The sequence below is a fragment of the Cellulomonas sp. zg-ZUI22 genome (assembly GCF_017353535.1).
Taxonomy (GTDB): domain Bacteria; phylum Actinomycetota; class Actinomycetes; order Actinomycetales; family Cellulomonadaceae; genus Cellulomonas; species Cellulomonas wangleii.
Map to the genome: position 1 here is coordinate 560,613 of NZ_JAFMUZ010000002.1, position 24,255 is coordinate 584,867.

22 protein-coding genes are annotated in these 24,255 nt (G+C 73.6%); 1 reads left to right on the forward strand and 21 read right to left on the reverse strand.

From position 1 onward, the window contains the following. Positions 1-17: 17 nt before the first annotated feature. Genes carB through pyrR form a run of 6 tightly spaced genes read right to left on the reverse strand, consistent with a single transcriptional unit; the run spans position 18 to position 8,100 of the window. On the reverse strand, positions 18-3,368 hold the full coding sequence (gene carB, locus J1G43_RS10305; RefSeq protein WP_207378399.1) for a carbamoyl-phosphate synthase large subunit: 3,351 nt from the start codon (positions 3,366-3,368) through the stop codon (positions 18-20). After that, the gene (gene carA / locus J1G43_RS10310) at positions 3,368-4,582 is read right to left on the reverse strand and encodes a glutamine-hydrolyzing carbamoyl-phosphate synthase small subunit (protein WP_207342271.1); all 1,215 of its coding nucleotides are present in this window, start codon (positions 4,580-4,582) and stop codon (positions 3,368-3,370) included. The genes carB and carA overlap by 1 nt, the downstream gene beginning before the upstream one ends. Beyond that, positions 4,579-5,127 carry a hypothetical protein gene (locus J1G43_RS10315; protein ID WP_207342272.1) on the reverse strand — a complete coding sequence of 183 codons (549 nt, stop codon included), beginning with the start codon at positions 5,125-5,127 and terminating at the stop codon, positions 4,579-4,581. The genes carA and J1G43_RS10315 overlap by 4 nt, the downstream gene beginning before the upstream one ends. Further along, positions 5,127-6,431 (reverse strand): dihydroorotase, encoded by a 1,305-nt coding sequence (locus J1G43_RS10320; protein WP_207370413.1) that lies wholly within the window; start codon positions 6,429-6,431, stop codon positions 5,127-5,129. Before J1G43_RS10320 ends, J1G43_RS10315 begins: the two co-directional genes overlap by 1 nt. Further along, a complete protein-coding gene (locus tag J1G43_RS10325) occupies positions 6,428-7,477 on the reverse strand; it encodes an aspartate carbamoyltransferase catalytic subunit (RefSeq protein WP_207342274.1) in 1,050 nt (349 codons plus the stop codon). Before J1G43_RS10325 ends, J1G43_RS10320 begins: the two co-directional genes overlap by 4 nt. Then, on the reverse strand, positions 7,474-8,100 hold the full coding sequence (gene pyrR / locus J1G43_RS10330) for a bifunctional pyr operon transcriptional regulator/uracil phosphoribosyltransferase PyrR (protein ID WP_207342275.1): 627 nt from the start codon (positions 8,098-8,100) through the stop codon (positions 7,474-7,476). Before pyrR ends, J1G43_RS10325 begins: the two co-directional genes overlap by 4 nt. A gap of 184 nt (positions 8,101-8,284) precedes the next feature. Here pyrR and J1G43_RS10335 point away from each other — a divergent pair, with 184 nt between their 5' ends. Then, positions 8,285-10,651, forward strand: a complete 2,367-nt coding sequence (locus J1G43_RS10335) for a bifunctional diguanylate cyclase/phosphodiesterase (RefSeq protein ID WP_207378400.1) — start codon at positions 8,285-8,287, stop codon at positions 10,649-10,651. Positions 10,652-10,701: 50 nt separating this feature from the next. Here J1G43_RS10335 and nusB read toward each other — a convergent pair whose 3' ends face one another. The 15 genes from nusB to J1G43_RS19380 form a co-directional block, all read right to left on the reverse strand. Further along, positions 10,702-11,118, reverse strand: coding sequence for a transcription antitermination factor NusB (gene nusB / locus J1G43_RS10340; RefSeq protein ID WP_207342277.1), 417 nt, complete (start codon positions 11,116-11,118; stop codon positions 10,702-10,704). 1 nt (position 11,119) lies between these two features. Next, on the reverse strand, positions 11,120-11,683 hold the full coding sequence (gene efp, locus J1G43_RS10345; RefSeq protein ID WP_089798971.1) for an elongation factor P: 564 nt from the start codon (positions 11,681-11,683) through the stop codon (positions 11,120-11,122). 284 nt (positions 11,684-11,967) lie between these two features. Continuing rightward, positions 11,968-12,399, reverse strand: a complete 432-nt coding sequence (locus J1G43_RS10350) for a hypothetical protein (protein WP_207342278.1) — start codon at positions 12,397-12,399, stop codon at positions 11,968-11,970. Positions 12,400-12,415: 16 nt separating this feature from the next. Further along, complete coding sequence (locus tag J1G43_RS10355; protein WP_207378401.1) at positions 12,416-13,084, reverse strand: hypothetical protein; 669 nt, start codon at positions 13,082-13,084, stop codon at positions 12,416-12,418. A 66-nt stretch (positions 13,085-13,150) separates the two neighbouring features. Continuing rightward, the gene (gene aroB, locus J1G43_RS10360) at positions 13,151-14,275 is read right to left on the reverse strand and encodes a 3-dehydroquinate synthase (RefSeq protein ID WP_207342280.1); all 1,125 of its coding nucleotides are present in this window, start codon (positions 14,273-14,275) and stop codon (positions 13,151-13,153) included. Then, positions 14,272-14,835 carry a shikimate kinase gene (locus tag J1G43_RS10365; protein WP_207342281.1) on the reverse strand — a complete coding sequence of 188 codons (564 nt, stop codon included), beginning with the start codon at positions 14,833-14,835 and terminating at the stop codon, positions 14,272-14,274. The genes aroB and J1G43_RS10365 overlap by 4 nt, the downstream gene beginning before the upstream one ends. 179 nt (positions 14,836-15,014) lie before the next feature. Beyond that, on the reverse strand, positions 15,015-16,232 hold the full coding sequence (aroC, locus tag J1G43_RS10370; RefSeq protein ID WP_207370408.1) for a chorismate synthase: 1,218 nt from the start codon (positions 16,230-16,232) through the stop codon (positions 15,015-15,017). A 190-nt stretch (positions 16,233-16,422) separates the two neighbouring features. Beyond that, a complete protein-coding gene (locus tag J1G43_RS10375; protein ID WP_207378402.1) occupies positions 16,423-17,205 on the reverse strand; it encodes a hypothetical protein in 783 nt (260 codons plus the stop codon). A 1-nt stretch (position 17,206) separates the two neighbouring features. Further along, entirely contained in the window at positions 17,207-17,905 is a 699-nt protein-coding gene (locus J1G43_RS10380; RefSeq protein ID WP_207341961.1) for a fimbrial assembly protein, read from the reverse strand. Further along, positions 17,902-18,960 carry a type IV pilus assembly protein PilM gene (gene pilM, locus J1G43_RS10385; protein WP_207341962.1) on the reverse strand — a complete coding sequence of 353 codons (1,059 nt, stop codon included), beginning with the start codon at positions 18,958-18,960 and terminating at the stop codon, positions 17,902-17,904. Before pilM ends, J1G43_RS10380 begins: the two co-directional genes overlap by 4 nt. A gap of 76 nt (positions 18,961-19,036) precedes the next feature. Continuing rightward, a complete protein-coding gene (locus J1G43_RS10390) occupies positions 19,037-19,834 on the reverse strand; it encodes an A24 family peptidase (protein WP_207341963.1) in 798 nt (265 codons plus the stop codon). A gap of 5 nt (positions 19,835-19,839) precedes the next feature. Further along, positions 19,840-21,612 (reverse strand): hypothetical protein, encoded by a 1,773-nt coding sequence (locus J1G43_RS10395; RefSeq protein ID WP_207341964.1) that lies wholly within the window; start codon positions 21,610-21,612, stop codon positions 19,840-19,842. After that, positions 21,612-22,298, reverse strand: coding sequence for a type II secretion system protein (locus tag J1G43_RS10400; protein ID WP_374191798.1), 687 nt, complete (start codon positions 22,296-22,298; stop codon positions 21,612-21,614). The genes J1G43_RS10395 and J1G43_RS10400 overlap by 1 nt, the downstream gene beginning before the upstream one ends. Beyond that, complete coding sequence (locus J1G43_RS10405) at positions 22,298-23,629, reverse strand: type II secretion system protein J (RefSeq protein WP_207371486.1); 1,332 nt, start codon at positions 23,627-23,629, stop codon at positions 22,298-22,300. The genes J1G43_RS10400 and J1G43_RS10405 overlap by 1 nt, the downstream gene beginning before the upstream one ends. Before the next feature lie 96 nt (positions 23,630-23,725). Next, positions 23,726-24,148 carry a prepilin-type N-terminal cleavage/methylation domain-containing protein gene (locus tag J1G43_RS19380; RefSeq protein ID WP_278186616.1) on the reverse strand — a complete coding sequence of 141 codons (423 nt, stop codon included), beginning with the start codon at positions 24,146-24,148 and terminating at the stop codon, positions 23,726-23,728. Between the last annotated feature and the right edge of the window lie 107 nt (positions 24,149-24,255).

The window sequence follows — 24,255 nt, forward strand, 5'->3', positions numbered from 1 at the left end:
CGGGACGGGACCGTCGCTCACGCGTCGACCCCGGCGCGGGCCGCCGCGGCCAGGGCGGCACGACGCGCCGCCGCGGCCGCGTCGTGCTCCTGCAGGCTCGTGACCGTGAACGGCCCGGACTGCAGCGCCTCGATGGCCTGCACCGCGGCACCGAGCTGCTGCACGGTGGTGACGATGGCCTTGTCGGCGGCCGTCGTGGCGGCGCGGATCTCGTAGCCGTCGGCGCGCGCCCCCTGCCCGGACGGCGTGTTGACGACCATGTCGATCTCACCGGCCGTGATGAGGTCGACGATCGTGGGCTCGCCGCCCGGGCCGCGACCCGCGGAGTGCTTGCGCACGACGCTCGCGCGGATCCCGCTGCGCCGCAGCACCGCGGACGTCCCCTCCGTCGCGAGGATCTCGAACCCGAGCTCCACGAGGCGCTTGACGGGGAACACGATCGACCGCTTGTCGCGGTCCGCCACGGAGATGAACACCCGGCCGCCGGTGGGCAGCCCGCCGAACGCCGCGGCCTGCGACTTGGCGAACGCCGTGGGGAAGTCCACGTCGAAGCCCATGACCTCGCCGGTCGAGCGCATCTCGGGGCCGAGGACCGTGTCGACGACCGTGCCGGCGGCGGTCCGGAACCGCTTGAAGGGCAGCACCGCCTCCTTGACGGCGATCGGCGCGTCCAGGTCGACGACGCTCGCGTCGGTCGGGGGCAGCACCCCCTCCGCGCGCAGCTGGGCGATGGACCGCCCGGTCATGACCAGCGCGGCGGCCTTGGCCAGCGAGACGCCGGTGGCCTTCGACACGAACGGTGCGGTGCGCGACGCGCGCGGGTTGGCCTCGAGCACGTAGAGCACGTCGGACACGAGCGCGAACTGGATGTTCAGCAGCCCGCGGACCCCGACACCGCGGGCGATCGCCTCGGTGGAGGTCCGGATCCGCTCCAGCTCGGCCACCGACAGCGTCACGGGCGGCAGGACGCACGCCGAGTCGCCGGAGTGCACGCCGGCCTCCTCGATGTGCTCCATGACACCGCCGAGGTACAGCTCGGTGCCGTCGTACAGCGCGTCGACGTCGATCTCGATGGCGTCGTCGAGGAACCGGTCGATCAGCAGCGGCGGCAGGCTGCCGCCGCGGTCGCCGCCCAGCTGCTCCGCGATCGCCCGCTCGACGTACTCGGTGAGCTGCGCCTCGTCGTAGACGATCTCCATGCCGCGCCCGCCCAGCACGTACGAGGGCCGCACGAGCACGGGGAACCCGATGCGCCGGGCCGTCTCCTTCGCCGCCTCGAGGTGCGTGGCGGTGCCGAACGCCGGGGCGGGCAGACCCGCCGCGGCGAGGACCTCGCCGAACTCCGCACGGTCCTCGGCGGCGTCGATCGCCTCGGGCGAGGTGCCCAGGATGGGCAGGCCGGCGTCGGACAGACGCTGCGCGAGGGACAGCGGCGTCTGGCCGCCGAGGGTCACGATGAGACCGGCCACCGGCCCGGCGGCCAGCTCGGCCTCGTACACCTCGAGCACGTCCTCGAAGGTCAGCGGCTCGAAGTACAGGCGGTCGGCGGTGTCGTAGTCCGTGGAGACGGTCTCGGGGTTGCAGTTGACCATGACGGTCTCGTACTCGTCCTTGAGGGCGAGCGCGGCGTGCACGCACGAGTAGTCGAACTCGATGCCCTGGCCGATGCGGTTGGGCCCCGAGCCCAGGATGAGGATCGCGGGGCGCTCACGCGGGGCGACCTCGGTCTCCTCGTCGTACGACGAGTAGTGGTACGGCGTGCGGGCCTCGAACTCGGCCGCGCACGTGTCGACGGTCTTGTAGACCGGCCGCACGCCCAGCGCCCAGCGCGTGCGCCGCACGGCGTCCTCGCTGGTCCGCCGCAGCGACGCGACCTGCACGTCGGACAGGCCGTGGCGCTTGGCGTGCGCCAGCACGTCGGCGGTGAGCGCCGGCGCGTCGGCCGTGGCCTGCGCGACCTCGTTGACCAGCTGCACCTGGTCGAGGAACCACGGGTCGATGCCCGTGCGCGCGTAGACCTCGTCGACGCTCACGCCGGCGCGCAGCACCTGCTGCACGTCGACCAGGCGACCCTCCGTGGGCCGCGAGATCGTCGAGAGCAGGGTGTCGAGCTGCTCGCCCGTCGCCGGCTCCCCGTCCCAGTGGAACGTCGAGCCGCCCTTGTCGATGGACCGCATCGCCTTGCCGAGCGCCTCGGCGAAGTTGCGACCCATCGCCATGGCCTCGCCGACGGACTTCATGGTCGTGGTGAGCGTGTCGTCCGCCGCGGGGAACTTCTCGAACGCGAACCGCGGGACCTTGACCACGACGTAGTCGAGGGTCGGCTCGAACGACGCCGGGGTGGAGCCCGTGATGTCGTTCGGGATCTCGTCGAGCGTGTAGCCCACCGCGAGCTTGGCGGCGATCTTGGCGATCGGGAAGCCCGTCGCCTTGGACGCCAGGGCCGAGGACCGCGACACGCGCGGGTTCATCTCGATGACGATGACGCGACCCGTGTCCGGGTGCACCGCGAACTGGATGTTGCAGCCGCCGGTGTCGACGCCGACCTCGCGGATGACGGCGATGCCGATGTCCCGCAGCCGCTGGTACTCGCGGTCGGTCAGCGTGAGCGCCGGCGCCACCGTGATCGAGTCACCGGTGTGCACGCCGACGGGGTCCACGTTCTCGATCGAGCAGACGACCACGACGTTGTCGTGCTTGTCGCGCATCAGCTCGAGCTCGTACTCCTTCCAGCCGAGGATCGACTCCTCGAGGAGCACCTCGGTGGTCGGCGAGTAGTGCAGGCCCTGACCGACGATCCGGCGCAGGTCCGCCTCGTCGTACGCGATGCCCGAGCCGAGCCCGCCCATGGTGAACGACGGGCGCACGACCATCGGGTACCCGAGGTCCTCGGCCGCGACCAGCGCCTCGTCGATCGTGTGGATGATCGCCGAGCGCGCCGACTCCCCGCCGCAGACCTCGACGACCTGCTTGAACTGCTCGCGGTCCTCGCCCTTCTGGATCGCGGGGATGTTGGCGCCGATGAGCTCGACGTCGTACTTCTCGAGCACGCCGGCCTCGTCGAGCGCGATCGCCGCGTTGAGCGCGGTCTGCCCGCCCAGAGTGGGCAGGATCGCGTCGGGGCGTTCCTTGGCGATGATCGACGTGAGGACCTCGGTGGTGATCGGCTCGACGTAGGTGGCGTCGGCGAACTCGGGGTCCGTCATGATCGTGGCGGGGTTGGAGTTGACGAGGACGACCCGCAGGCCCTCCTCCTTCAGGACGCGGCACGCCTGCGTCCCGGAGTAGTCGAACTCGCAGGCCTGGCCGATGACGATCGGGCCGGACCCGATGACGAGGACGGACTTCAGGTCGTCGCGACGGGGCATCAGGCGGCGCCCTTCTCGGTGGTGGCGGCGTCCGGCGTCGAGCCGTCGCGGTGCGTGGTCATGAGGTCGAGGAAGCGGTCGAACAGGTACGCGGCGTCGTGCGGACCCGCCGCGGCCTCGGGGTGGTACTGGACCGAGAACGCCGGCAGGTCGAGCGCCTCGAGGCCCTCGACGACGTCGTCGTTGAGGTCGACGTGCGACACCCGCACGCGGCCGTAGCGGCCGCCGTCGAAGGGTGCGACGGTCTCCGCGTCGAGGGGGGCGTCCACGGCGAAGCCGTGGTTGTGCGCGGTGATCTCCACCTTGCCGGTGGTGCGGTCGACGACAGGCTGGTTCACCCCGCGGTGCCCGTAGCGCAGCTTGTAGGTGCCGAACCCGAGGGCGCGGCCGAACAGCTGGTTGCCGTAGCAGATGCCGAAGAACGGGATGCGGCGGTCGAGCACGCCCCGCAGCACGTCGATCTCGTGGCGCGCGGCCGACGGGTCGCCCGGGCCGTTGGAGAAGAACACGCCGTCGGGCCCGACGGCGAGCACGTCGTCGATCGCCGACGTCGCGGGCAGCACGTGCACCTCGACGCCGCGCTCGGCGAGCCGCTGCGGCGTCATCGACTTGATGCCCAGGTCGACCGCGGCGACGCGTGCCCGCGGCTCGGCCAGCGGCTGCCCGTCCGGACCGAGCGCCGGCACGACGTACGCCTCGTCGACGCTGACCTCGCCCGCCAGGTCCGCACCGGCCATCACCGGGGCGGCCAGCACCTCGTCGACCAGCTCGTCGACGGGCCGCCGCTCCCCCTCGGGCCGCACGAGCGCGTCGCCCGAGAAGATGCCGGCACGCATGACGCCGCGCTCGCGCAGGTGACGGGTCAGGGCGCGGGTGTCGACGTCGCTGATGCCGACCACGCCGTGCGCGACGAGCTCGTCGTCGAGGGTGCGGCGCGCCCGCCAGCTCGACGAGCGGCGCGCGGGGTCCCGCACGACGAACCCGGCGACCCAGATGCGGCGGGACTCGGCGTCCTCGTCGTTGACGCCGGTGTTGCCGATGTGGGGCGCCGTCATCACGACGATCTGCCGGTGGTACGACGGGTCGGTCAGGGTCTCCTGGTACCCCGTCATGCCGGTGTTGAAGACGATCTCGCCGAGCGTCCGCCCGGTCGCGCCGTAGGCCCGCCCGGTGAACGTGCGGCCGTCCTCGAGGACGAGGATCGCGTCGCTCATGCCTGCTCCTCCTGCGCCGTGGGCGGCGCCGTCTCGGTGTCGGTGGGCGCTGCCAGGGTGCGGGCCGCGGCGAGCAGCGCGGGACGCGCGTCGTCGTGGCGCACCTGCAGCGCGGTGTCGATGGCGGTGCCGGTCGTCGCGTCCGGGACCCAGGTGAGGACCACCAGCTCGTCGCGGCCGACGAACTTGCCGGCCTGCCCGCTGCTGGTCCCCACGGCACGCAGCGCACCCGCGGGCACCCAGACGTCGGCGGCGCCGGTGCGCGTGAGCAGCACGCCGTCCGCGTGCACCTGCACCAGCGCGGGGCTGCGCACGCCCAGGTCGTGCGCGACGACGCGGTCGAGCCAGTCGCCGGCCCGTGTCGAGGAGACGTAGACCGCCTCGACGGGCGCGCCGACGGGCGCGCCGGGAGACGCGGGGACCGTCGGGACGCTCGGCACCAGGGCCGCGGTCCGCCGGCCACGTGCCTGCCAGCCGCGCCACATGCCCCACAGACCCAGCACCGCGAGCGCGGCGAGGATCGCGACGGAGGCCCAGACGGGCATCAGGCGTGCACCCCTGCCGGGACGAGTGCGCCGTCGAGGACGGTCGGGCGTCCCCGCAGGAACGTGGCGACCACCCGGCCGGGCAGCTCCTGCCCGGCGAACGGGGAGTTGACGCTGGCCGTGGCCTGCTGCTCGGGGACGACGACGCGGCGCGCGTGGGGGTCGACGAGGGTGAGGTTGGCGGGCTCCCCCACGGCGATGGGCCGACCCTGGCCGGGGACGCGCCCGATGCGGGCGGGGGCGGTGGACATGACGCGGGCGACGTCGGCCCAGGTCATGCGGCCGGTGTCGACCATGGCGGCCTGGACGACGGACAGCGCGGTCTCCAGCCCGGTCATGCCGAAGGCCGCGGCGGCCCACTCGCAGTCCTTGTCCTCGCGGGGGTGCGGGGCGTGGTCGGTGCCGACGGTGTCGATGGTGCCGTCGGCGAGGCCCTGGCGGACCGCCTCGACGTCGTCGGCGGTGCGCAGCGGCGGGTTCACCTTGAAGCGGGGGTCGTAGCCGCGCGCGTGCTCGTCGGTCAGCATGAGGTGGTGGGGCGTGACCTCGGCGGTGACGTCGATGCCGCGGGCCTTGGCCCAGCGCACGATCTCGACGGAGCCGGCGGTCGACAGGTGCAGGACGTGCAGCCGGGAGCCGACGTGCTCGGCGAGGAGCACGTCGCGGGCGATGACGGCCTCCTCGGCGACCGCGGGCCAGCCGGTGAGGCCGAGCTCGGCGGACACGACGCCCTCGTGCATCTGGGCGCCCTCGGTGAGCCGGGGCTCCTGGGCGTGCTGGGCGACGACGCCGTCGAACGCCTTGACGTACTCCAGGGCGCGGCGCATGACGACGGGGTCGTGCACGCACTTGCCGTCGTCGGAGAAGACGCGCACCGCGGCGGCGGACCGGGCCATGGCGGAGAGCTCGGCGAGCCGCTCCCCCGCGAGCCCGACGGTGACGGCGCCCACGGGGTGCACGTCGCACCAGCCGGCGTCGCGGCCCAGGCGCCAGACCTGCTCGACGACGCCCGCGGTGTCCTGCGTGGGGGTGGTGTTCGCCATGGCGTGCACGGCGGTGAAGCCGCCGAGCGCGGCGGCCCGGGTGCCGGACTCGACGGTCTCGGCGTCCTCGCGGCCCGGCTCGCGCAGGTGGGTGTGCAGGTCGACGAGCCCGGGCAGCAGCACCAGGCCCTCGGCTGCGACCACGTGGGCACCGGGGCGGCGGGCCTCGGCGCCGATCGCGGCGACCACGCCGTCGGCCAGCAGGACGTCCGTGGGCTCGCCGCCCAGGGGGCGGGCGCCGGTCAGCAGGTGGGTCGTCACGCGTGCGTCCTCGTCTCGTCCGTGCGCACGTCGGTGCGCTCCTGGTGGTCCCCCGTGCGCCCGGCGGGTGCCTCGCCGCGGGCGGTGTCGCCGCCCGCCAGCAGCAGGTACAGCACGGCCATGCGGACCGCGACGCCGTTGGCGACCTGCTCGACGATCACGGCGCGCGGCGAGTCGGCCGCGTCGGCCGAGATCTCCAGGCCCCGGTTCATGGGTCCGGGGTGCAGGACGACGGCGTGGTCGGGCAGCATCGCCAGGCGGCGTGCGTCCAGCCCGTAGTTGCGGGTGTACTCCAGCGGGCTGGGGAAGAACCCGCCGCCGGCGCTCGACATCCGCTCGCGCTGGACGCGCAGCATCATGACGGCGTCGGGTCCGGTGGCCAGGACGTCGTCCAGGTCGTAGGACACCTCGGCCGGCCAGGCGTGCACACCGACGGGCACGAGCGTGGGCGGTGCGACCAGCGTGACGCGGGCACCGAGGGTGCGCAGCAGCTGCACGTTCGAGCGGGCGACCCGGGAGTGCAGGACGTCCCCCACGACGGCGACGTGCGCACCGGACAGGTCGCGGCCGGTGACGTCGGCGCGGCCACCGTCACCGACGAGGTGGCGGCGCAGCGTGTACGCGTCGAGCAGGGCCTGGGTGGGGTGCTGGTGCATCCCGTCGCCGGCGTTGACGACCGCACCGTGGGTCCAGCCCGCGTGGGCCAGGGTGTGCGGCGCCCCGGACGCCTGGTGGCGGATGACCACGGCGTCGGCGCCCATGGCCTGCAGGGTCAGCGCGGTGTCCTTGAGCGACTCGCCCTTGGACACGCTCGAGCCCTTGGCGGAGAAGTTGATGACGTCGGCCGAGAGTCGCTTGGCGGCGGTCTCGAACGAGATGCGCGTGCGGGTGGAGTCCTCGAAGAAGAGGTTGACGACGGTGCGCCCGCGCAGCGTGGGGAGCTTCTTGATCTCGCGCGCCTGCGTGGCGGCCATCTGCGCGGCGGTGTCCAGGACGAGGACGGCCTCGTCGAGCCCCAGGTCGGCGGCCGAGAGCAGGTGCCTCATCGGGTGGCCCCCTCGATGACGACGCGGTCGTCGCCGTCGGTCTCCGCGAGGAGCACGCGGACGCGCTCGGCGGTGGCCGTGGGCAGGTTCTTGCCGACGTAGTCGGCGCGGATCGGCAGCTCGCGGTGGCCGCGGTCGACGAGGACGGCGAGCTGGACCGCGCGGGGTCGGCCCAGGTCGCTGATCGCGTCGAGGGCGGCGCGGATGGTGCGTCCCGAGTACAGGACGTCGTCGACGAGGACGACGACCTTGCCGTCGATCCCGTCGCCGGGGACGAACGTGTCCCCGATGGTGCGGGTCGGCTGGTGGGCCAGGTCGTCCCGGTGCATCGTCACGTCGAGGCTGCCGACGAGGTCGGCGGCGTCGGCGTGCTCCACCTGCGCGAGCCGCTGCGCGAGCCGGCGGGCCAGGGGCAGGCCGCGCGTCGGGATGCCCAGCAGGACGACGTCGTCGACGCCCTTGTTGCGCTCCACGATCTCGTGCGCGATGCGGGTCAGTGCCCGTCCGACGTCGTCGGGTCCGAGGACCGTGGTGCCGGTGCCGGTGGGCGTCGGTCCGGCGGCCGTGGGGTCCGCGCCGGGGGCGGGACGTCCGGGTCCGGACGTGGGTGTGGACGTGCTCATGCGTGCGACTCCTTCCCCGCCTCACAGGACGGGCTTAAAGGGAGGTTGCTCGACGTACCACCCTACCGTGGCCGGGGGCGTGCGGGACCGAGGTCCCGCGTGACGCGCGGCACGCCGGGACGGTCGGCGCGCGACCCGCCGGTGCACGGTCCCGGGGACCGCCGGCCCCTGCCCCGTCACCCGGATGCCGTTCATGTGGGGCCCCGGCGCGGCCGATGTACCCGACATGCTCGGCGACGTCCCCCTGTGGACCACCGTCCTGCAGTTCCTGGCGGCCGGCCTCATCGTCGGCTTCTGCGTGCTGCAGTGGGTCTGGTGGCGTGGTGCGCTGCGCTCCGACGGGTCGTCGTGGGCGCTGGCGTTGTCCGTGGCCATGGCCGGCATGGTGCTGGTGGCAGGCCTGCACGGCATCGCCGTGGGGGCCGAGCTGCGCGAGGCGCTGTCGTTCCTGCACGGGCAGCTCGTCGGGGTGGTCGCGCTGCTGTGCCTGCCCGCGACGCGCGCGTTCGGCAGGACGGGCCCGCGGCTGCGACCGTGGGTCGTCACCGCCGCGGTGCTGCTGGCCGTCCGCACGGTGCTGTGGTTCCTCACGTTCGGGCCCGTCGACGCACCGGGCGTGCCCACCGGGCGGCCCGTCGCCGTCGCCCTGCTGTTCCTCGTGCTCGCCCTGGTCGTGGGGTACGTGGTGATGGCGCTGGGTGCGGTGCGGCTCAACGCGCTGGGCGTGCTGCTGGTGGTGGCCGCGGCCGGGTCGTTGACCATGCTCACCGCGGGCATCCTGCTCGGGGGCCAGCCTCTCGGTGCGCTGCTGGCCGGGCTGTGGCCGCTGCCGCTGGCCGTGGGGCTGGAGTCGTTGGCGTCGGTGCGGCTGCGTCGGTCGCAGCAGACCGCACGGCGGCGCGAGCTGATGCGGGACGCGCTCGCGCAGGTCACCAACAACGCCTGGTTCCACCGCGATCCCGACGCGCTGCTGGTGCAGGCCCGCGACGCCGCCCGGGAGGTGCTGGAGGACCCGACGATCGAGGGGTCCCTGCGCCCGCTGCAGCGTGACCGGTTCGTGGTCGACCTGTTCCCCGAGGCCCCGGACCGGCTGGCGCCGCACGAGCGGACCTTCCTCATCGACCTCGGCCTGGTGGTGTCGTCGGCAGCCGAGCGGTACACGCTCACCGAGCGGCTGTCGCGCGCGGCCGTGACGGACACCCTGACGGGCCTGCCCAACCGGCGGGCCGTCGACACCCACCTGCTCGAGGTGCTCGAGCGGGCCGCCGTCGAGCGCACCCGGGTGACGGTCGTGTACTGCGACATCGACGGCTTCAAGGACGTCAACGACCGTGAGGGGCACGCCGCGGGCGACGAGCTGCTGCGACGCACCGCCGACTACCTGCGCACGTGGGTCGACGACGACACGTACGTGGCGCGGCTCGCCGGGGACGAGTTCGCGGTGATCGTGGCGCGGGCGCCCGGTGACGAGGAGCTCGCCGACCTGGCGCGGCGGGTGCGCAGCGGGTTCGGCGCGCGGGTCGGCACGGTGGTGGGCCCTCGCCTGACCTGCGGCGTCGCGACCTGGAACCCCAGCGACGTGGTCGACGCGGACACGCTGCTGCGGCACGCGGACGCCGCGATGCTCGAGGCCAAGCGCACCGCGTCGGGGCACCGCGTGTTCGACCCGGCGCTGCGGGCCCGCGCCGAGGACGCCCGCCGGCTGCGCTCGGCGCTGGAGCGGGCGGTCGAGGAGGACCGGATCACCGCGTACTTCCAGCCGATCGTCGACACCCGCACCCTCGAGGTCGTCGGCCTGGAGGCCCTGGCCCGGTGGCAGGAGGACGGTCACCTGGTCCTGCCTGAGCACTGGCTGGCCCTCGCGGAGCAGACGGGGCTGATCGTGCCCATCGGGCGCTCGATGATCCGCCAGGCACGCCGCGCGCTGGACCGCCACCACATGCCGGTGGCCGTGAACCTGTCCGCGCGCGAGCTGCACGAGCAGGACGTCCTCGAGCGCATCGACACGGCGTGGTCCGGCGGGCCGTGGGAGCACCTGACGATCGAGATCACCGAGAGCACGATGCTGCGCACGTCGTCCGCGGTGCCGGTGCTGTCCGAGCTGCGGGCCCGCGGGGCGCGGATCGCCCTCGACGACTTCGGCACCGGGTTCAGCTCGCTGGCGCGGCTGGCACGGCTCCCGGTCGACGTGCTGAAGATCGACAGGTCGTTCGTGCGGGAGGTCCGCACGCCGCGCGGGGCGGGGCCGGTGCGGGCGATCGTCGCACTGGCCGAGCACCACGGGCTGGACGTGGTCGCCGAGGGTGTGGAGTCCGCGGGCGACCTGCAGGCGCTGGTCGAGCTCGGCGTGCCGCAGGCGCAGGGCAACTTCGTCGGACGGCCCGCACCGGGACTGCCCGTGCGTGGGGCCCGCCCGCTGCCCCGCCCGGCCGCGGACGAGCTGGTTCGGCGGGTGGAGCCGCACCTGCCCGGGCGCCGGGTGCGCACCGTGCCGCGTCCGCTGCGCATGATGCAGGGCGCCCTGGGCGACGCGACGCCCGAGCACCTGTGAGGTGCCCGGGCGTCGGGTGAGGTGTGCGGCCGCGTGGGCCGCCGGCCGGGTCAGGCCAGCAGGGTCGGCTTGAGCGCCACGAGGCGGCCGAGCAGGCCGTTGACGAAGGCCGGCGAGTCGTCGGTCGACAGCTCGCGCGCCAGGGAGACGGCCTCGTCGACGGCGACGGCGTCCGGGACGTCGTCGTTCCAGAGGATCTCCCAGGTGCCGATGCGCAGCAGCGCGCGGTCGACCGCCGGCATGCGGGCGACCGTCCAGCCGTGCGCGTGGGTCGCCAGCAGCTCGTCGATGCGCTCGGCGTGCGCCAGGACGCCCTCGACGATGTCGACGGAGTACTGCGGCAGCGACGTCTCGGCACCCGGCTCCACGACGCGGCGCGACAGGAGCTCCGCGACGGGCAGGTCCCGCTGCTCCGCCTCGAACAGCACGTCCAGCGCGCGCTTGCGCGCCTTGGTCCGGGCGCCCACGTCAGTCGTTCACGCGGCCGAGGTACGACCCGTCGCGGGTGTCGACCTTGACCTTGGTGTTGGCCTCGAGGAACAGCGGCACCTGGATCTCGTAGCCGGTCTCGAGCGTGGCGGGCTTGGTGCCGGCCGACGAGCGGTCGCCCTGCAGGCCGGGCTCGGTGTACGTGACCTCGAGCACCACCGAGGGCGGCAGCTCGACGTACAGCGGGACGCCCTCGTTGGTCGCGACCAGCGCGGTCTGCGACTCGAGCATGAAGTTGGCGGCGTCGCCGACGGTGGCGGCGGGCACGTGGAGCTGGTCGTACGTGTCCGTGTCCATGAACACGAAGTCGTCGCCGTCCTTGTACAGGTACTGCATGTCGCGCTTGTCGACGTTCGCCGTCTCGACCTTGATGCCGGCGTTGAAGGTCTTGTCGACGACCTTGCCCGACAGCACGTTCTTCAGCTTGGTGCGCACGAACGCGCCACCCTTGCCGGGCTTGACGTGCTGGAACTCCACGACGGTCCACAGCTGGCCGTCGATGCGCAGCACGATGCCGTTCTTCAGGTCGTTGGTCGTCGCCACGAGCGTCGTTCTCCCGGTCGGTGGTGGTGCGCGCCGTGCGGCGCGTCCGGAGCACAGCGCCCCGCGGGACGGCTGCCGGCCACGGAGCCGCCGGGCGGGTCGCCCCACCGTGTCCGGCTCGCTTCGCCCGGCCGGGCCTGTGCACGAGGTGCACGGACCGGCCGCAGGCCGTCGACCATCCTAGCGCCCGCACCGGGGGTCCACCCACGGGCGCCTCGGTGCAGCAGCGCTGTCGGGTGGGACGGTCGGGCGGGACGGTCGGGTGGGATGGTCGGGTGGCACGGTCAGCCGAGCAGCAGGCGCACGGCGGCCATCCCGCAGACCGCCGACCACAGCAGGGAGGCGAGCGTGCCGATGACGAAGCGCTCGGAGGCGCCGGGGTTCTCCCGCAGCTCGGGGTAGCGGCCCAGGCCCTTGACGGCGACGACGACCGCGACACCCTCGGGGACCCCCGCCAGCAGGCTGCCGGTCACGGCGAGCCGCTCCAGGACGCCGATCCACGTCCCGCCGCGCAGGACGATCTGCGCGCCCTCCCCGTTCGGGCCGTCGCTGACCCGCAGGGGCTCGAGCAGGACCGGGCCGTGGGTGCCGCGGTGCCGGCCGGCGTCCCGGGAGCGCGACGCGAGGCGCAGCACGACACGGGTGACGAGCCAGCCGCCGAGGGCGGACACGAGCAGGGCGCCGGCCCAGATGCCGGCCACGAGGGCGGGGTGCACGGGACCGACCCTGACGTCACCCGGCGGCGCGCGTCAACAGGCGCGCCGCAGCGGGACGCGCGGCGACCTCCTCGGCCCACAGCGCGGTGCGCAGGCGCTGGCTGACGGCCTGCTGGGTGACCCCGAGCGCGGCGGCGACGACGTCCTGCGCCGGCGGCTCGTCGCGGCCGACGGGACGGGGGCTGGCGGGACGGGAGCCGGCGGCGTGGGCCGTCGCGCCGCCCACCGGGGCGCCGCCGGCGCGCAGCGCGTCGACCGCCGCCCAGCCCGCCGGGGTGCGTCGGACGGTCAGGGCACCGAGGAGCACCAGGACGCCGTCGGCGTCGGCGGCGGCCTGCGCGTCGGCCCCGCGCACCGCCACCGGGACGGGCCGCTGGCGGCTCTTGGCCGCCTCGACCGCCTCGCGCGCCAGCACGAACGCGGGGCCGGCACCCTCGCGCGGCGAGGCGGGCAGCGGCTCGTCGACGGCGCCGGCGCCGATCCCCACGCTCCACCCGCCGTCGCGCAGCACGCGCAGCGCGGTGTCGACGACCACGTCGGGGTCGTCCAGCACGCCCTGCACCTCGTCACCGACGGTGCGCTCGAACCCGCGGACCACGGGCACGTCGGCCAGGTCGGCCAGCAGCTCCGGGACGCGGTCGGTGCCCGTGCGGCTGCCTCGTTGGTCGATGGTGAGGACGAACATGACACAAGACTCTCACCTTGTTCCGCTCTCCACAACGTCTGAACGTTGTAGACGCCACCACAAGGGTCAGAGCAGGATGCCGGTGCCCCGCTCGGGCTCGGTGGCGATCTCCGCGTACGCGGCGGCCAGCAGCGTCGGGTCCGGGCCCTCCAGGCGCGCGGGCCGGGCCAGGCCGTCCAGCACGACGAACCGCAGCAGGTCCCCGCGCGTCTTCTTGTCCCGGCGCATCGCGGCGAGCAGCTGGTCCCACCGGTCGCCCCGGTACCCCGTGGGCAGGCCGAGCGACGTCAGGACGCTGCGGTGCCGCGCGACGACGTCGTCGTCCAGGCGGCCGGCGAGGCGCGCGAGCTCGGCCACGAACACCATGCCCACCGACACCGCGGCCCCGTGCCGCCAGCGGTACCGCTCGACGTGCTCGACCGCGTGCCCGAACGTGTGCCCGTAGTTGAGGATCTCGCGCAGCCCGGCCTCGCGCAGGTCCTGCCCCACGACGCGGGCCTTGGTGCGCACGGCGCGCTCGACCAGCTCGGCCAGCACCGGGGACGACGCGGCCGCCACCGGGTCGCGCAGCAGCGCGGTGTTCTCCTCGACGAGCTCGAGGATCCGCGGGTCGTCGATGAACCCGCACTTGACGATCTCGGCGAGCCCGGCGACGAAGTCGTACGGCGACATCGACTCCACGGCCGCCAGGTCGCACAGCACGCCGGCCGGCGGGTGGAACGCGCCGACCAGGTTCTTGCCCTCGGCCGTGTTGATGCCGGTCTTGCCGCCCACGGCGGCGTCGACCATGCCCAGCACCGTGGTGGGCACCTGCACGACGCGCACACCGCGCAGCCACGTGGCCGCGACGAACCCGGCGAGGTCGGTCGTCGCTCCCCCGCCCAGGCCCACGACGGCGTCGGAGCGGGTGAAGTCCGCCTGCCCCAGCACGCCCCAGCAGAACGCCGCCACCTGCGCGGTCTTCTGCTCCTCGGCGTCCGGCACCTGCGCCAGGTACACCTCGTACCCCGCGGCGAGCAGGTCCTCGCGGACCGTCTCCGCCGACGTCGCCAGCGCCGCCGGGTGCACGACGAGCACGCGCCGCACGCCCTCGCCCAGCATCGCCGGCAGGTGACCCAGCAGGTGCCGGCCGATGACGACGTCGTACGGCTGCTCCCCCGCGACCGTGACGACCGCCTCGCCGCCGCTCACGCGTCGGACCCCGTGGCCGACGGCGCGCCCAGCGCGTCCTCGACCGCCACCGCCACCTCGGCGGGCGTGCGCCCGTCCGTCGACACCCGCACCGTCGCGACCTCCTCGTAGACCGGACGCCGGGCGTCCATGAGCGCCTGCCACTGCGCGCGCGGGCTGCCGACCAGCAGCGGGCGCGACTGGTTGAGCCCGACGCGCGGCGCGGCGTGCGCCAGGCTCACGTCGAGGAAGACGACGGCACCGCCGGCGTCGCGGTAGTCCCGCAGCGCCGCGCGGGTGCCCTCGTGCAGCACCGCACCGCCGCCGAGCGCCAGGACGCCGTCGTGCTCCGCCAGCGCGGTCGCGACCGCGGCACGCTCCAGCTCGCGGAAGTGCGGCTCGCCGTCCTCGACGAACACGTCGGCGACGGACTTGCCCGCCACCTTCTCGACGTCGGTATCGGTGTCGCGGACCGCCAGCCGCCAGCGCCGGGCCAGCGCGGCCGCGACCGTCGACTTGCCGGCTCCGGGGGGGCCGACCAGCACGAGACGGGGACCGGGGGTGGGGGTTGCAGGGGGCACGGGCGGCAGCCTAGCCGCGCGGCCGTCGGCGTCCCGCGCCGTCCAGCGGACGGGCGACGGGCGGTGCCGTCCGGCGGACGGGCGATGGGCGATACCGTCCGGCGGACGGGCGGGGCGCAGTGCCGTCCAGTGGACGGGCAGCGGGCCGCGCGGTGCGTGACCGCGCGACCCGGCCCCGGTCAGGTCAGGAGCTCAGGCACCGCGTCGAGGTACGCCTCGAGGTTGCGACGGACCTCGGCGACGCTGTCGCCGCCGGTCTTCTCCAGCAGCGTCTGCGCGACGACCAGCGCGACCATCGCCTCGGCGACCACGGCCGCCGGCGGGACCGCGCACACGTCGGAGCGCTGGTGGTGGGCGGTGACGGGTTCCCCCGTCGCCGTGTCGACCGTCGCCAGGGCGCGCGGGACCGTCGAGATCGGCTTCATCGCCGCGCGCACGCGCACGACCTCGCCGTTCGACATGCCGCCCTCGATGCCGCCGGCACGGTTGGTGCGCCGCACGATCCGCCCGGACGCGTCGCGCTCGATCTCGTCGTGCGCCTGCGACCCGCGGCGCGTCGCGGTGCGGAAGCCGTCGCCGACCTCGACGCCCTTGATCGCCTGGATGCCCATGAGCGCGGCCGCGAGGCGCGCGTCGAGCCGGCCGTCGGCCTGCACGTACGTGCCGACACCGGACGGCAGCCCGTGGACCAGCACCTCGACGACGCCACCGAGGGTGTCGCCGTCCTTGTGGCACTGGTCGATCTCGGCCACCATCGCCGCGCTCGTGACCGGGTCGAAGCACCGCACCGGGTCGGCGTCGAGCGTCGCGACGTCGTCCGGCGTCGGGGCTGGTGCGTCCTCGGGGACCGCGACCGGACCGATCGCCACGACGTGCGACACCAGCCGCACGCCGGCGACCTGCTCGAGGAACGCCGCCGCCACCGTGCCCAGCGCGACCCGCGTCGCCGTCTCACGGGCCGAGGCCCGCTCGAGCACCGGACGGGCGTCGTCGAAGCCGTACTTGCGCATGCCCACCAGGTCGGCGTGGCCGGGACGAGGACGCGTGAGCGGCCGGTTGCGCGCGATCTCCCGGACGTCACCGGTGCCGGCGTCGACCGTCAGCGCCTCGGGCGGCACCGGGTCGGCCGACATCACGTCGGCCCACTTGGGCCACTCGGAGTTGGCGACCTCGATCGCGACCGGACCGCCCTGCGTCAGACCGTGGCGCACGCCGCCCAGCAGACGCACCGCGTCCTGCTCGAACTTCATGCGCGCACCGCGCCCGTACCCGAGACGACGCCGCGCGAGCGCGGCCTGGACGTCGGAGGTCTGCACCTGCACACCGGCAGGCAGACCGTCGAGGATGCCGACGAGCGCGGGACCGTGCGACTCACCGGACGTCAACCATCGGAGCATGAGGGGGATCCTCCCACGTCGTGGTGCGCCGGCCCTCGACGCGTCCACGGCGGGCGGCCGTGGTGCGACGCGTCGAGGACCCCGGGCGCACCGGCGCCGCCCGCCCCCGGGGGGGGGGGGCGGCGCCGGGGGGGGGCGGGGGGGGCGCGCCACCGCCGCGGGGGGGGGGGGGGGGGCGGCGCCGGGGTCGTCAGTTGGCCGCGCTCATCCGCGGCGGGGTCGCGGGCGGGAGCGGTGCGAGCGTCGGCTCCTCCGTCGGGGCAGGCGTCGTGGTCGGCGCGAGCCCGTACAGGTAGCCGGTGATCTTCAGCTCGATGTCCCCCTCGGCGGTGGCGGGGCGCCCGTTGCGCCCCTCCTCCTCCTTCTGTCCCTCGCCGTCGAGCGCGGTGACGAGGTACAGCCGCTCCGGGCCGTTCTGGAGCTGGTCGACGAAGGCCGACACGTTGGCGGCGGGGCCCAGCACGATGACCTCGAGCGCCATGCCCACGAAGCCCTCGACGGGCACGAAGCCGGCCGGGACGGTCTCGGTGGCGGCGGGCTCCGCACCGTCCTCGGCGCCCTCGGCACCCTCGGACGCCTCCGGCTCCTCGGCCACGGCGGGCGCGGGCGCCTCGACCTCGACCGGGACGACGAGCTCGGGCTCACCGGCCACGTAGCCGATGAAGGCCACGCCCGTCGCCTCGGCCGTGGCCTGCACGGTCCGGATGTACTCCGCGAGCTGCGCCTGCGGGGGGATCTGCCGCCCGATCGCGGCCAGCTCGGCCTTCGACGCGTCGAGCTGGGCGAACTGCTGCTCGAGGCGGTCCAGGTCGGCCCGGAGCTGGACGTTGCGCGTGTCGGACGCGTCAGCGGCGTCGTGCGCCGTCGAGGTCGCGGCGAGCGTCGGGGAGATCCCGACGAACCAGGTCGCGACCAGGATGAGCAGCGCGACGACGACCGTGCCGCCGACCCATGTCGTGGACTTGCCGGCCATGTCAGTCCTCCCCGCTGAAGCGCGACGCGTACGCGAGGGGACTCACGGCGACGCTGCTCGAGTACACGTACACCGTCTCCTCGTTGAACTCCTCGACGTTCGCGAGGCTGACCCAGGCGTCGTGGAAGCCCGGCACGCTGTTGAGACCATCGATCCAGGCGGCGGTGTCCACCATCAGCGTCGACCTCGCCTCGAACCTGATCGTCGAGACCGTCTCGGACGCGAGGGGGTGCGCCGGCGGGGCCGGCGCCAGCTGCGGCGTCGCGCCGTCCATGACGAGGTTGGTCAGCGTCACGCCCTCGGGCATGACGGTGCCGATCGCGCCCAGGTACGGTGCCCAGAGGATCTCGGTCGACATGCCGAGCTCACGCGCCCCGCGCGCCCTGTCGAGCTCACCGAGCACCACGGGCACCTCGGCGTACTGCTGCTGCGCCTTCAGCAGGCGCGTGGTCTCCTGCTCGGCCCGCGCCGCACGGTCCTGTGCGCTCGACAGCTGCGTCAGCGTCGCACCGTAGAGCGCACCGGCGAGGGCGAGCACGGCGACGAGCACCAGCGCCAGACGGCGCTTGAGCCGTCCCAGCGCGTACCGGTCGGCGTACTGCTGCGGCAGCAGGTTGACCTGGTAGGTCTGCGGGATCATCACGGCACTGCGCCCGGTGTCGCGCGCACCGGGGAGCGGACGCTTCAGGAGGGTGCTCATGCTGCGACTCCCATGGCCAGACCCAGCGCGATCGCGAGGGTGTGCTGCTGCCCGGCGAGTGCGGTGCCCGCGGAGCCGCTCTCGATGCCGGCGAACGGCTGTCCGGGACTGACCGGCAGGCGCGTGGCCGTGGACAGGTACTGACCCAGCCCGGGCAGTGCCGACCCGCCGCCGGTGAGCAGCAGGTGCTCGATCGTCGCACCCGGGTGCGTGCTGTTGTAGAAGACCATGGTGTTGCGGACCGCCTCGACCAGCGCGGACACCACGGTCATGACCTGCTCGGCCGCACGCTCGGTCTCCGGACCCTGCGAGAACCCGACGCCGATCGACCGCTTGGCGACCTCCGCCTGGTCGAGCGGGATCGCGAGCGCGCCGGCGACGGCCTCGGTGACGTCCTGACCGCCGGACGGCAGCATCCGGACCATGCGCGGGACCCCGCGCGCGACGACCGCGACCGTGGTGACCCGGGCGCCGACGTCGACGATGGCGATCGTGTGGTCGACCGCGTCGCCGCGGGCCATGGCCCGGGCGAGCGCGAACGCGCTGAGGTCGACGACGATCGGGCGCAGGCCCGCCGTCTCGACCGCCGCGGTGTTCGCCTGCACGGTGTCCTTCGTCGCCGCGACGAGCAGGCCGTGCATCACCTCTCCCCCGTCGCCGGTGCGCAGGTCGACGGGCAGGAAGTCGAGGATCGCGTCGTCGACGGCCACGGGGATGAGGTTCTGCACCTGGAACGGCAGCGAGGAGCGCACCTGCGCCATGGGCATGGCGGGCAGGTCCAGGTCACGGACGACGACGCGCTGGTTCCCCACGCCGAGGATCACGCTCTTCGAGCCGAACTTGTGCTCCGCCCACAGCCGCTTGATGGTGCTCCCGACCGTCGTGCGCTCGACCACCTCGCCCTCGCGCACGGCACCCGGCGGCAGCTGCGCCACACCGACCCGGACGAGTCGGGGCCGCGCGCGGGCCGACGACCCACCGCTCCCGAACTCGACCTCCGCGGCCCGGACATGGGTGGTCCCGATGTCCAGTCCGATCACACGCTTCCTGGCCACGTGGCATCCCTTCGCGCGTCCGACGACTCTGGGTCTATCGGACGACGGACGCCCGGTCTTGAGCGTCCGACGGGGTTCAGCCGCCCAGCGTCGCGCGGAGGTAGGCGTCCCAGATCTGCTGCCCCGCGACGACACCGATCGTGGCGCCCAGGAGCATCCAGGGCCCGAACGGCACCTGCGACTTGCGGCCGGCCCGGCGCAGGACGACCAGCCCGAGGGCGAAGACCCCGCCGCACAGGAACGCCGCGAAGGCGCCCACGACGAGGGGTCCCCAGCCGAACCACGCGAGGACCATGCCCAGCACGCCCGAGAGCTTCACGTCACCGAAGCCCATGCCGCGGGGGTAGATCATGACCAGGGCGAAGTAGAACGTCCACAGCGCCGCCATGCCGATGGCCGCGCGCAGCAGCGCGTCCCACTGCCCGGTCCCCGCGCTGGCGAGGGCGAGCAGGACCCCGACCACGACGTAGGACGGCAGCACGATCCTGTCGGGCAGGCGGTGCACGTCGAGGTCGATGAGGGTCAGGGCGACGCCGATGGCGATGAGGTACCACACGACCGGCAGGAGCCACAGCCCGTCGGGACGGCCCAGCAGCCACCAGGTCCCCAGGACGAACAGGACGCAGGTCGCGAGCTCGACGGCCGGGTACCGCACGGAGATGGGCTCGCCGCAGTCCCGGCAGCGTGCCCGCAGCAGGAGCCACGACACGACGGGCACGTTGTCCCGCGCCCGGATGGCGTGCCCGCAGGACGGGCAGGCGCTGGCCGGTCGCACCACCGACTCGTCCCGGGGGACGCGCCAGACGACGACGTTGAGGAAGGAGCCGATCGCCAGCCCCAGGAGGGCGGCGATCCCCAGGAGGATCACGGGCACCGGCGTCAGCTCGCCGACCCGTCGGCGTCGAACGCCGGCTCCACCTCGACCCACACGTTGACACCGTAGGTGGTGGTCACGGGTGAGAGGAACTTCGGTGGTGCCGTGTACCGGAACCGCTCGTCGTAGTTGTAGTCCTTGCCGTACCCCGTCGACATCGACGCCCCGGTGCCGGTGCCGACCGGTCCACGGAACTTCTGCGCGATCGCCCCGTTGACCGTCAGCGTGCCGCGGTTGCTCGACCCCTTGTCGTAGTTCTGCACCATGAAGGTGTGCGCGACGGACAGGATGGCGGCGTCGATGCGCCGGTTCTTGGCGTTCAGCGGCTGGTTGGAGCTGTTCACGGGGTTCCAGACCCACACCGCGTTGTTGCCGATGAGGCCCAGCATGTCCTCGGCGGGGTCGTCGTACACGATGTCGTCGGTCACGTAGATGTAGTTCTCCGCCGCGACGGTGGCGTTGCCGCTCAGCCTGCCCGAGATGAACACGTCACCGCTGCGGCACCCGTACGCGGCGGTGAAGGGGACCTTCTCGCTCGAGCGCGGGTAGCCGATCGAGTTGCCGTTGGTCACGCAGTCGTTGGTCGATCCGGTGCCCGGGAAGGGGGGCCGCTTGCTGGAAGGGCTGGAGTCCGTGCGGTTCACGTTGCCGCTGGCGTTGGGCACCGTCTGGACGTAGACCACGAGGTTCGACGGGACCGGGATCCTCTGGCCCACGTACTTGCCGCTGGCGCGCTTGGCCAGGCCGGTGTCGCCGGGGACCCCGCACTTCACGGGGTGGGTCCCGTGCGATGCCGTGGCGTTGACCTGCGTCTCCTTGGTCCACGGCGAGATCACCGTCATGGTGCCGTCGGAGTGGAACGTGATCGACGTGGGCCCGGTGTACAGGCACCCGGGGTTCGGCACCTCGAGCGGCAGGTCGTGGCGGACCTCCTTCATCAGCTGCGCGTTCGTCGGGGGCATGCCGATGGACCCGATGTTCTGCGGGTCGCCCGGCAGCAGGAAGGTCGGCGAGGATCCCGACTTCACGTAGTTCGGACCGCTCGCCGCCTTGTAGGCCGTGGTGACCTTGCCGTTGAACTTGGCCGCGCCGTTGGTCGTGATCGCGTCGTTCGTGTGCAGCGGGCCGTTGATCTCGTCCGCGCCGCCGAAGTTGATCGTCGTGCACCCCGGTCGCGGGCTCGGGTAGCGGATCGCGCAGTTCACCGCGCTGCCCGGGGACAGGGCCTGGGGGTCCATCACCTCGAAGTCCGTGAAGTACAGGAAGTCGATGAACCCCTTCTGCTTGATGTCCGCGACGATCGAGCGGGTGTCGCCGCCCGCCCGGCCCGTGGAGCGGATGCGCAGGGTGCCGTCGATGTAGAACTGGGAGTTGTCGACCTCGTAACGGAACGCGGCCTGCCCGTCGCTGCCGGGCACCGTGGCCCAGGTGCCGGAGGTGCCGATGCCGAAGGCGGGGTTGGCGGACGCGCCGCCGGGCAGCGAGACGCGCGAGCTGGACCCGGTCTGCACGGTGAACGGCGCGGCCGGGTTGCCGTAGGCGAAGTACCCGAGGTCGTTCGCGAGCCGGCTCTCGTACTCCTCGACGCCCGCGTAGGCCGCCGCCAGCGCGGCGTTCCACCCCTCGTCGCGCTGCGACTGGCGAGCCGCTCCCACGCTCGTCGTGATGCCGGCCACGACCAGGGCGCTCAGCAGGAACGTCATCCCGAGCACGACGACCATCGCGGCACCCCGCTCGCGCTCGTCGACGGGGACACGCAGCACTCGGGACAACGTCATCACGGCCTCACTCGAGAGATGCCCCGGTTGGGGATGCCGACGGCATTGTGGATCTGGACGGGATCGGCGCGCTCCGTGTCGTCCGCCTGGACCGTCAGGGTGACCCGGACGGCGGCGATCGAGCGCAGCTGGTCGGTGGTGAACCCGCTCGCGGGGATCGTCAGCGGCGTGTTGCTCGCGTCGAGGTACTGGAACAGCGGGTCCGCACCCACGGGGATCAGGCGGGCGATCGGACGTGTCTGCGTCGGGGAGCCCGTCGCGACGAACGACCACGGTGCGGCGGTCGACGTCGCCGCCCACCGCGTCTCGACGAGGCGTCGCTGCGCGTCGATCGAGAACCGGACCTTCACCGGCTTCGGGCTCGTGGCCTGCGTGTCGATGTACGCGAACATCGTCAGGGCGTTGGCCCCGGCCTCGACGAAGACCGGCGAGGGTGCCGCGCCCCCGCCGAGGAGCCGCAGCTCGGTGCCCGAACGCACCACGCGGGTGAGCTCCTTCATGCCCGCCGCGGCGACCGTCGTCGAGTCGGCCGCCGCCCGGTCGCGCGAGAACGTCTGCGAGAACGAGGAGACGAGTCCCAGGATCAGCGCGCTCAGGAAGCCCAGGAGCATCGTGGTCACGAGCACCTCGGGCAGCGTCATCCCGCGGTCCCCGGCCGCCAGCAGGCGCCGGCGCAGGCCGCGCATCACGGCAGCACCGCCGTGCGCGGGTCGAACGTCACGACGCTGCCGGCCACGGTCGTGCGTTCCGGCACGGCCGGGGCGGGCACCACGATCTGGGACGCGGAGATGTTGCTCTTGGTGCCGGAGGAGCTGCTCGACTGCTGCAGCCGCCAGGACCCGTACGGCAGGGCGATGCTCACGCCCGAGCCCGTGAGGACCTCGCCGAACGAGTAGGTCACCGCGCACCCGGGGTCCTCCGAGGTGGCGTGCAGCCACCGCCCGCCCCCGGGCGTCACGCGCACCACGCCCATCGGCACCGACATCGCGGCGGTCCCGCCGGGCGGCGCGGCGACGGGGTCGGGCAGCGTGCCCACGAGGGGCACCGGTCCGCTCGTGTCCTCGGGCCAGGCGCGGGGGTCGGCCAGGTCGCACGTCCCTGCGAACGGTGCGTACCCGGACGTGAAGGGGTGGAGCTTGTAGGTCTGGCTCGTCCCCCCCGGTCCGCCGAAGGGGACCACGGCGGCGTTGCCGTACGTGTTGGTGAAGGTCGTGCGGAAGTTCGTGCTCGTCGGCAGGCGCGTCCCGGCCGGCGCACCCGGCGCCATGGTGGCCGTGAAGGTGGCGACCTCGTCGAGCTGGAAGCCGACCGAGGCCGTGGACCCCGCCGCGACGACGACGGACTGCGTGGGCGCCGCGAGCTGCGCGTCGTTGACGTGCTCCGCGCGCTGCACGGTCACGGTGTACGTGCCGGGGTTGACCTTGAGGATGTACGTGCAGCCCTGGGAGTCCGTCGGGCTGATGACCGAGCCCACGCCGGGCGACGCCGTGACGGCGACCCCGGCGTTGCCGGTGCCGTCGGCGCGCAGCACCGAGACGAGGATCGTGCCCTTGGTGGGGTCGTTGATGTGGTCGTCCGGGGTCAGGATCGTGTCGCTGCGCGCGGGGTTCACCCCGTCGCGCATCCCGCCCCAGGTGACGGTGACGTTGACCCGCTTGTACCGCAGCGAGCCGCTGCCCGTGCCGGCGCCGCACGTGAACTCCGCGCCGGGGTCGGACACCCACTGCGTCGTGCGGTTCACGGTGTACTCGTCGCCGTTGAGGTGCACGGTGCGGGTCTCGTCGAGCATCGCGAACAGGTCCGCGGCGTCCCGCGCGAGGTCGATCTCCTCGGCGGCCAGGTTCGCCGCGACGGCGCGGGCCCGGGCGTCGCGCGTCAGGCTGAGAGTGCTGATGAGGGAGTACGCCAGGCCGGTGCTCACGAGCGCGAAGATCATCATCGCGACGAGGAGCTCGGGCAGGCCCATGCCGGCGTCACCGGAGCGGGCGCGCTGCCAACGGTGCCACCAGGTGAGCACAGGTCCTCCGGTTGCCTCAGGGACGGGTGGTTCGACGACTCAAGGGTGTGGGGCGCCGCGTGCGCGACGCCCCACACCCCTGGGGCTAGCTCAGGGTCACTCGCCGGAGCCCTCTTCGATGACGCCGGTCGCGCTGTCGTACGTCCAGGACTTGGCGTCCAGGTTCGCGTGCTCGGCCGACAGCACGAAGCCGGTCTCGGTCGCCGCGTCGACGGTCACCGTGACGTCCTGGGTCGCGTTGTAGCCGTTCGCGCCCAGCGACACCTCTGCCGCGTCGCCCGCGACCAGGTTCTCGTACGAGCCGTTGTTGCCCACGGCGTACGTCTCGGCCGCGATGGCCGCGTTCTTCAGGTCGGACTCGACCTGCGCGACCCAGCCGCGGGTGCGCTGGCTGAGGAACGCCGGGATGGCGATCGCGGCGAGGATGCCGATGATGATGATGACGACGAGGAGCTCGATGAGCGTGAAGCCCTTCTCACCCTCGGCGCGCTTCTGCATGGTGGTACGGACGCGAGCCATCATGTGCTGGTCCCTGCTTTCGGTTTCGGTGTCCATTGCCGGGCCTGCGACCCGGCGGTTCGGTCGTGCACCACGGACATCGACGCTGGTCAGGGGGCACTTGAGAG

What these genes read in the sequence shown, in the direction of transcription:
- J1G43_RS10335 (WP_207378400.1), top strand. Translation starts at nt 8,285, where the DNA reads ATGCCGTTCATGTGGGGCCCCGGCGCGGCCGATGTACCCGACATGCTC.
- carA (WP_207342271.1), bottom strand. Translation starts at nt 4,582, where the DNA reads ATGAGCGACGCGATCCTCGTCCTCGAGGACGGCCGCACGTTCACCGGG.
- J1G43_RS10395 (WP_207341964.1), bottom strand. Translation starts at nt 21,612, where the DNA reads ATGACGTTGTCCCGAGTGCTGCGTGTCCCCGTCGACGAGCGCGAGCGG.
- J1G43_RS10325 (WP_207342274.1), bottom strand. Translation starts at nt 7,477, where the DNA reads ATGAGGCACCTGCTCTCGGCCGCCGACCTGGGGCTCGACGAGGCCGTC.
- J1G43_RS10355 (WP_207378401.1), bottom strand. Translation starts at nt 13,084, where the DNA reads ATGTTCGTCCTCACCATCGACCAACGAGGCAGCCGCACGGGCACCGAC.
- pyrR (WP_207342275.1), bottom strand. Translation starts at nt 8,100, where the DNA reads ATGAGCACGTCCACACCCACGTCCGGACCCGGACGTCCCGCCCCCGGC.
- J1G43_RS10380 (WP_207341961.1), bottom strand. Translation starts at nt 17,905, where the DNA reads ATGAGCACCCTCCTGAAGCGTCCGCTCCCCGGTGCGCGCGACACCGGG.
- aroC (WP_207370408.1), bottom strand. Translation starts at nt 16,232, where the DNA reads ATGCTCCGATGGTTGACGTCCGGTGAGTCGCACGGTCCCGCGCTCGTC.
- carB (WP_207378399.1), bottom strand. Translation starts at nt 3,368, where the DNA reads ATGCCCCGTCGCGACGACCTGAAGTCCGTCCTCGTCATCGGGTCCGGC.
- J1G43_RS10315 (WP_207342272.1), bottom strand. Translation starts at nt 5,127, where the DNA reads ATGCCCGTCTGGGCCTCCGTCGCGATCCTCGCCGCGCTCGCGGTGCTG.
- J1G43_RS19380 (WP_278186616.1), bottom strand. Translation starts at nt 24,148, where the DNA reads ATGGCTCGCGTCCGTACCACCATGCAGAAGCGCGCCGAGGGTGAGAAG.
- J1G43_RS10400 (WP_374191798.1), bottom strand. Translation starts at nt 22,298, where the DNA reads ATGCGCGGCCTGCGCCGGCGCCTGCTGGCGGCCGGGGACCGCGGGATG.
- J1G43_RS10375 (WP_207378402.1), bottom strand. Translation starts at nt 17,205, where the DNA reads ATGGCCGGCAAGTCCACGACATGGGTCGGCGGCACGGTCGTCGTCGCG.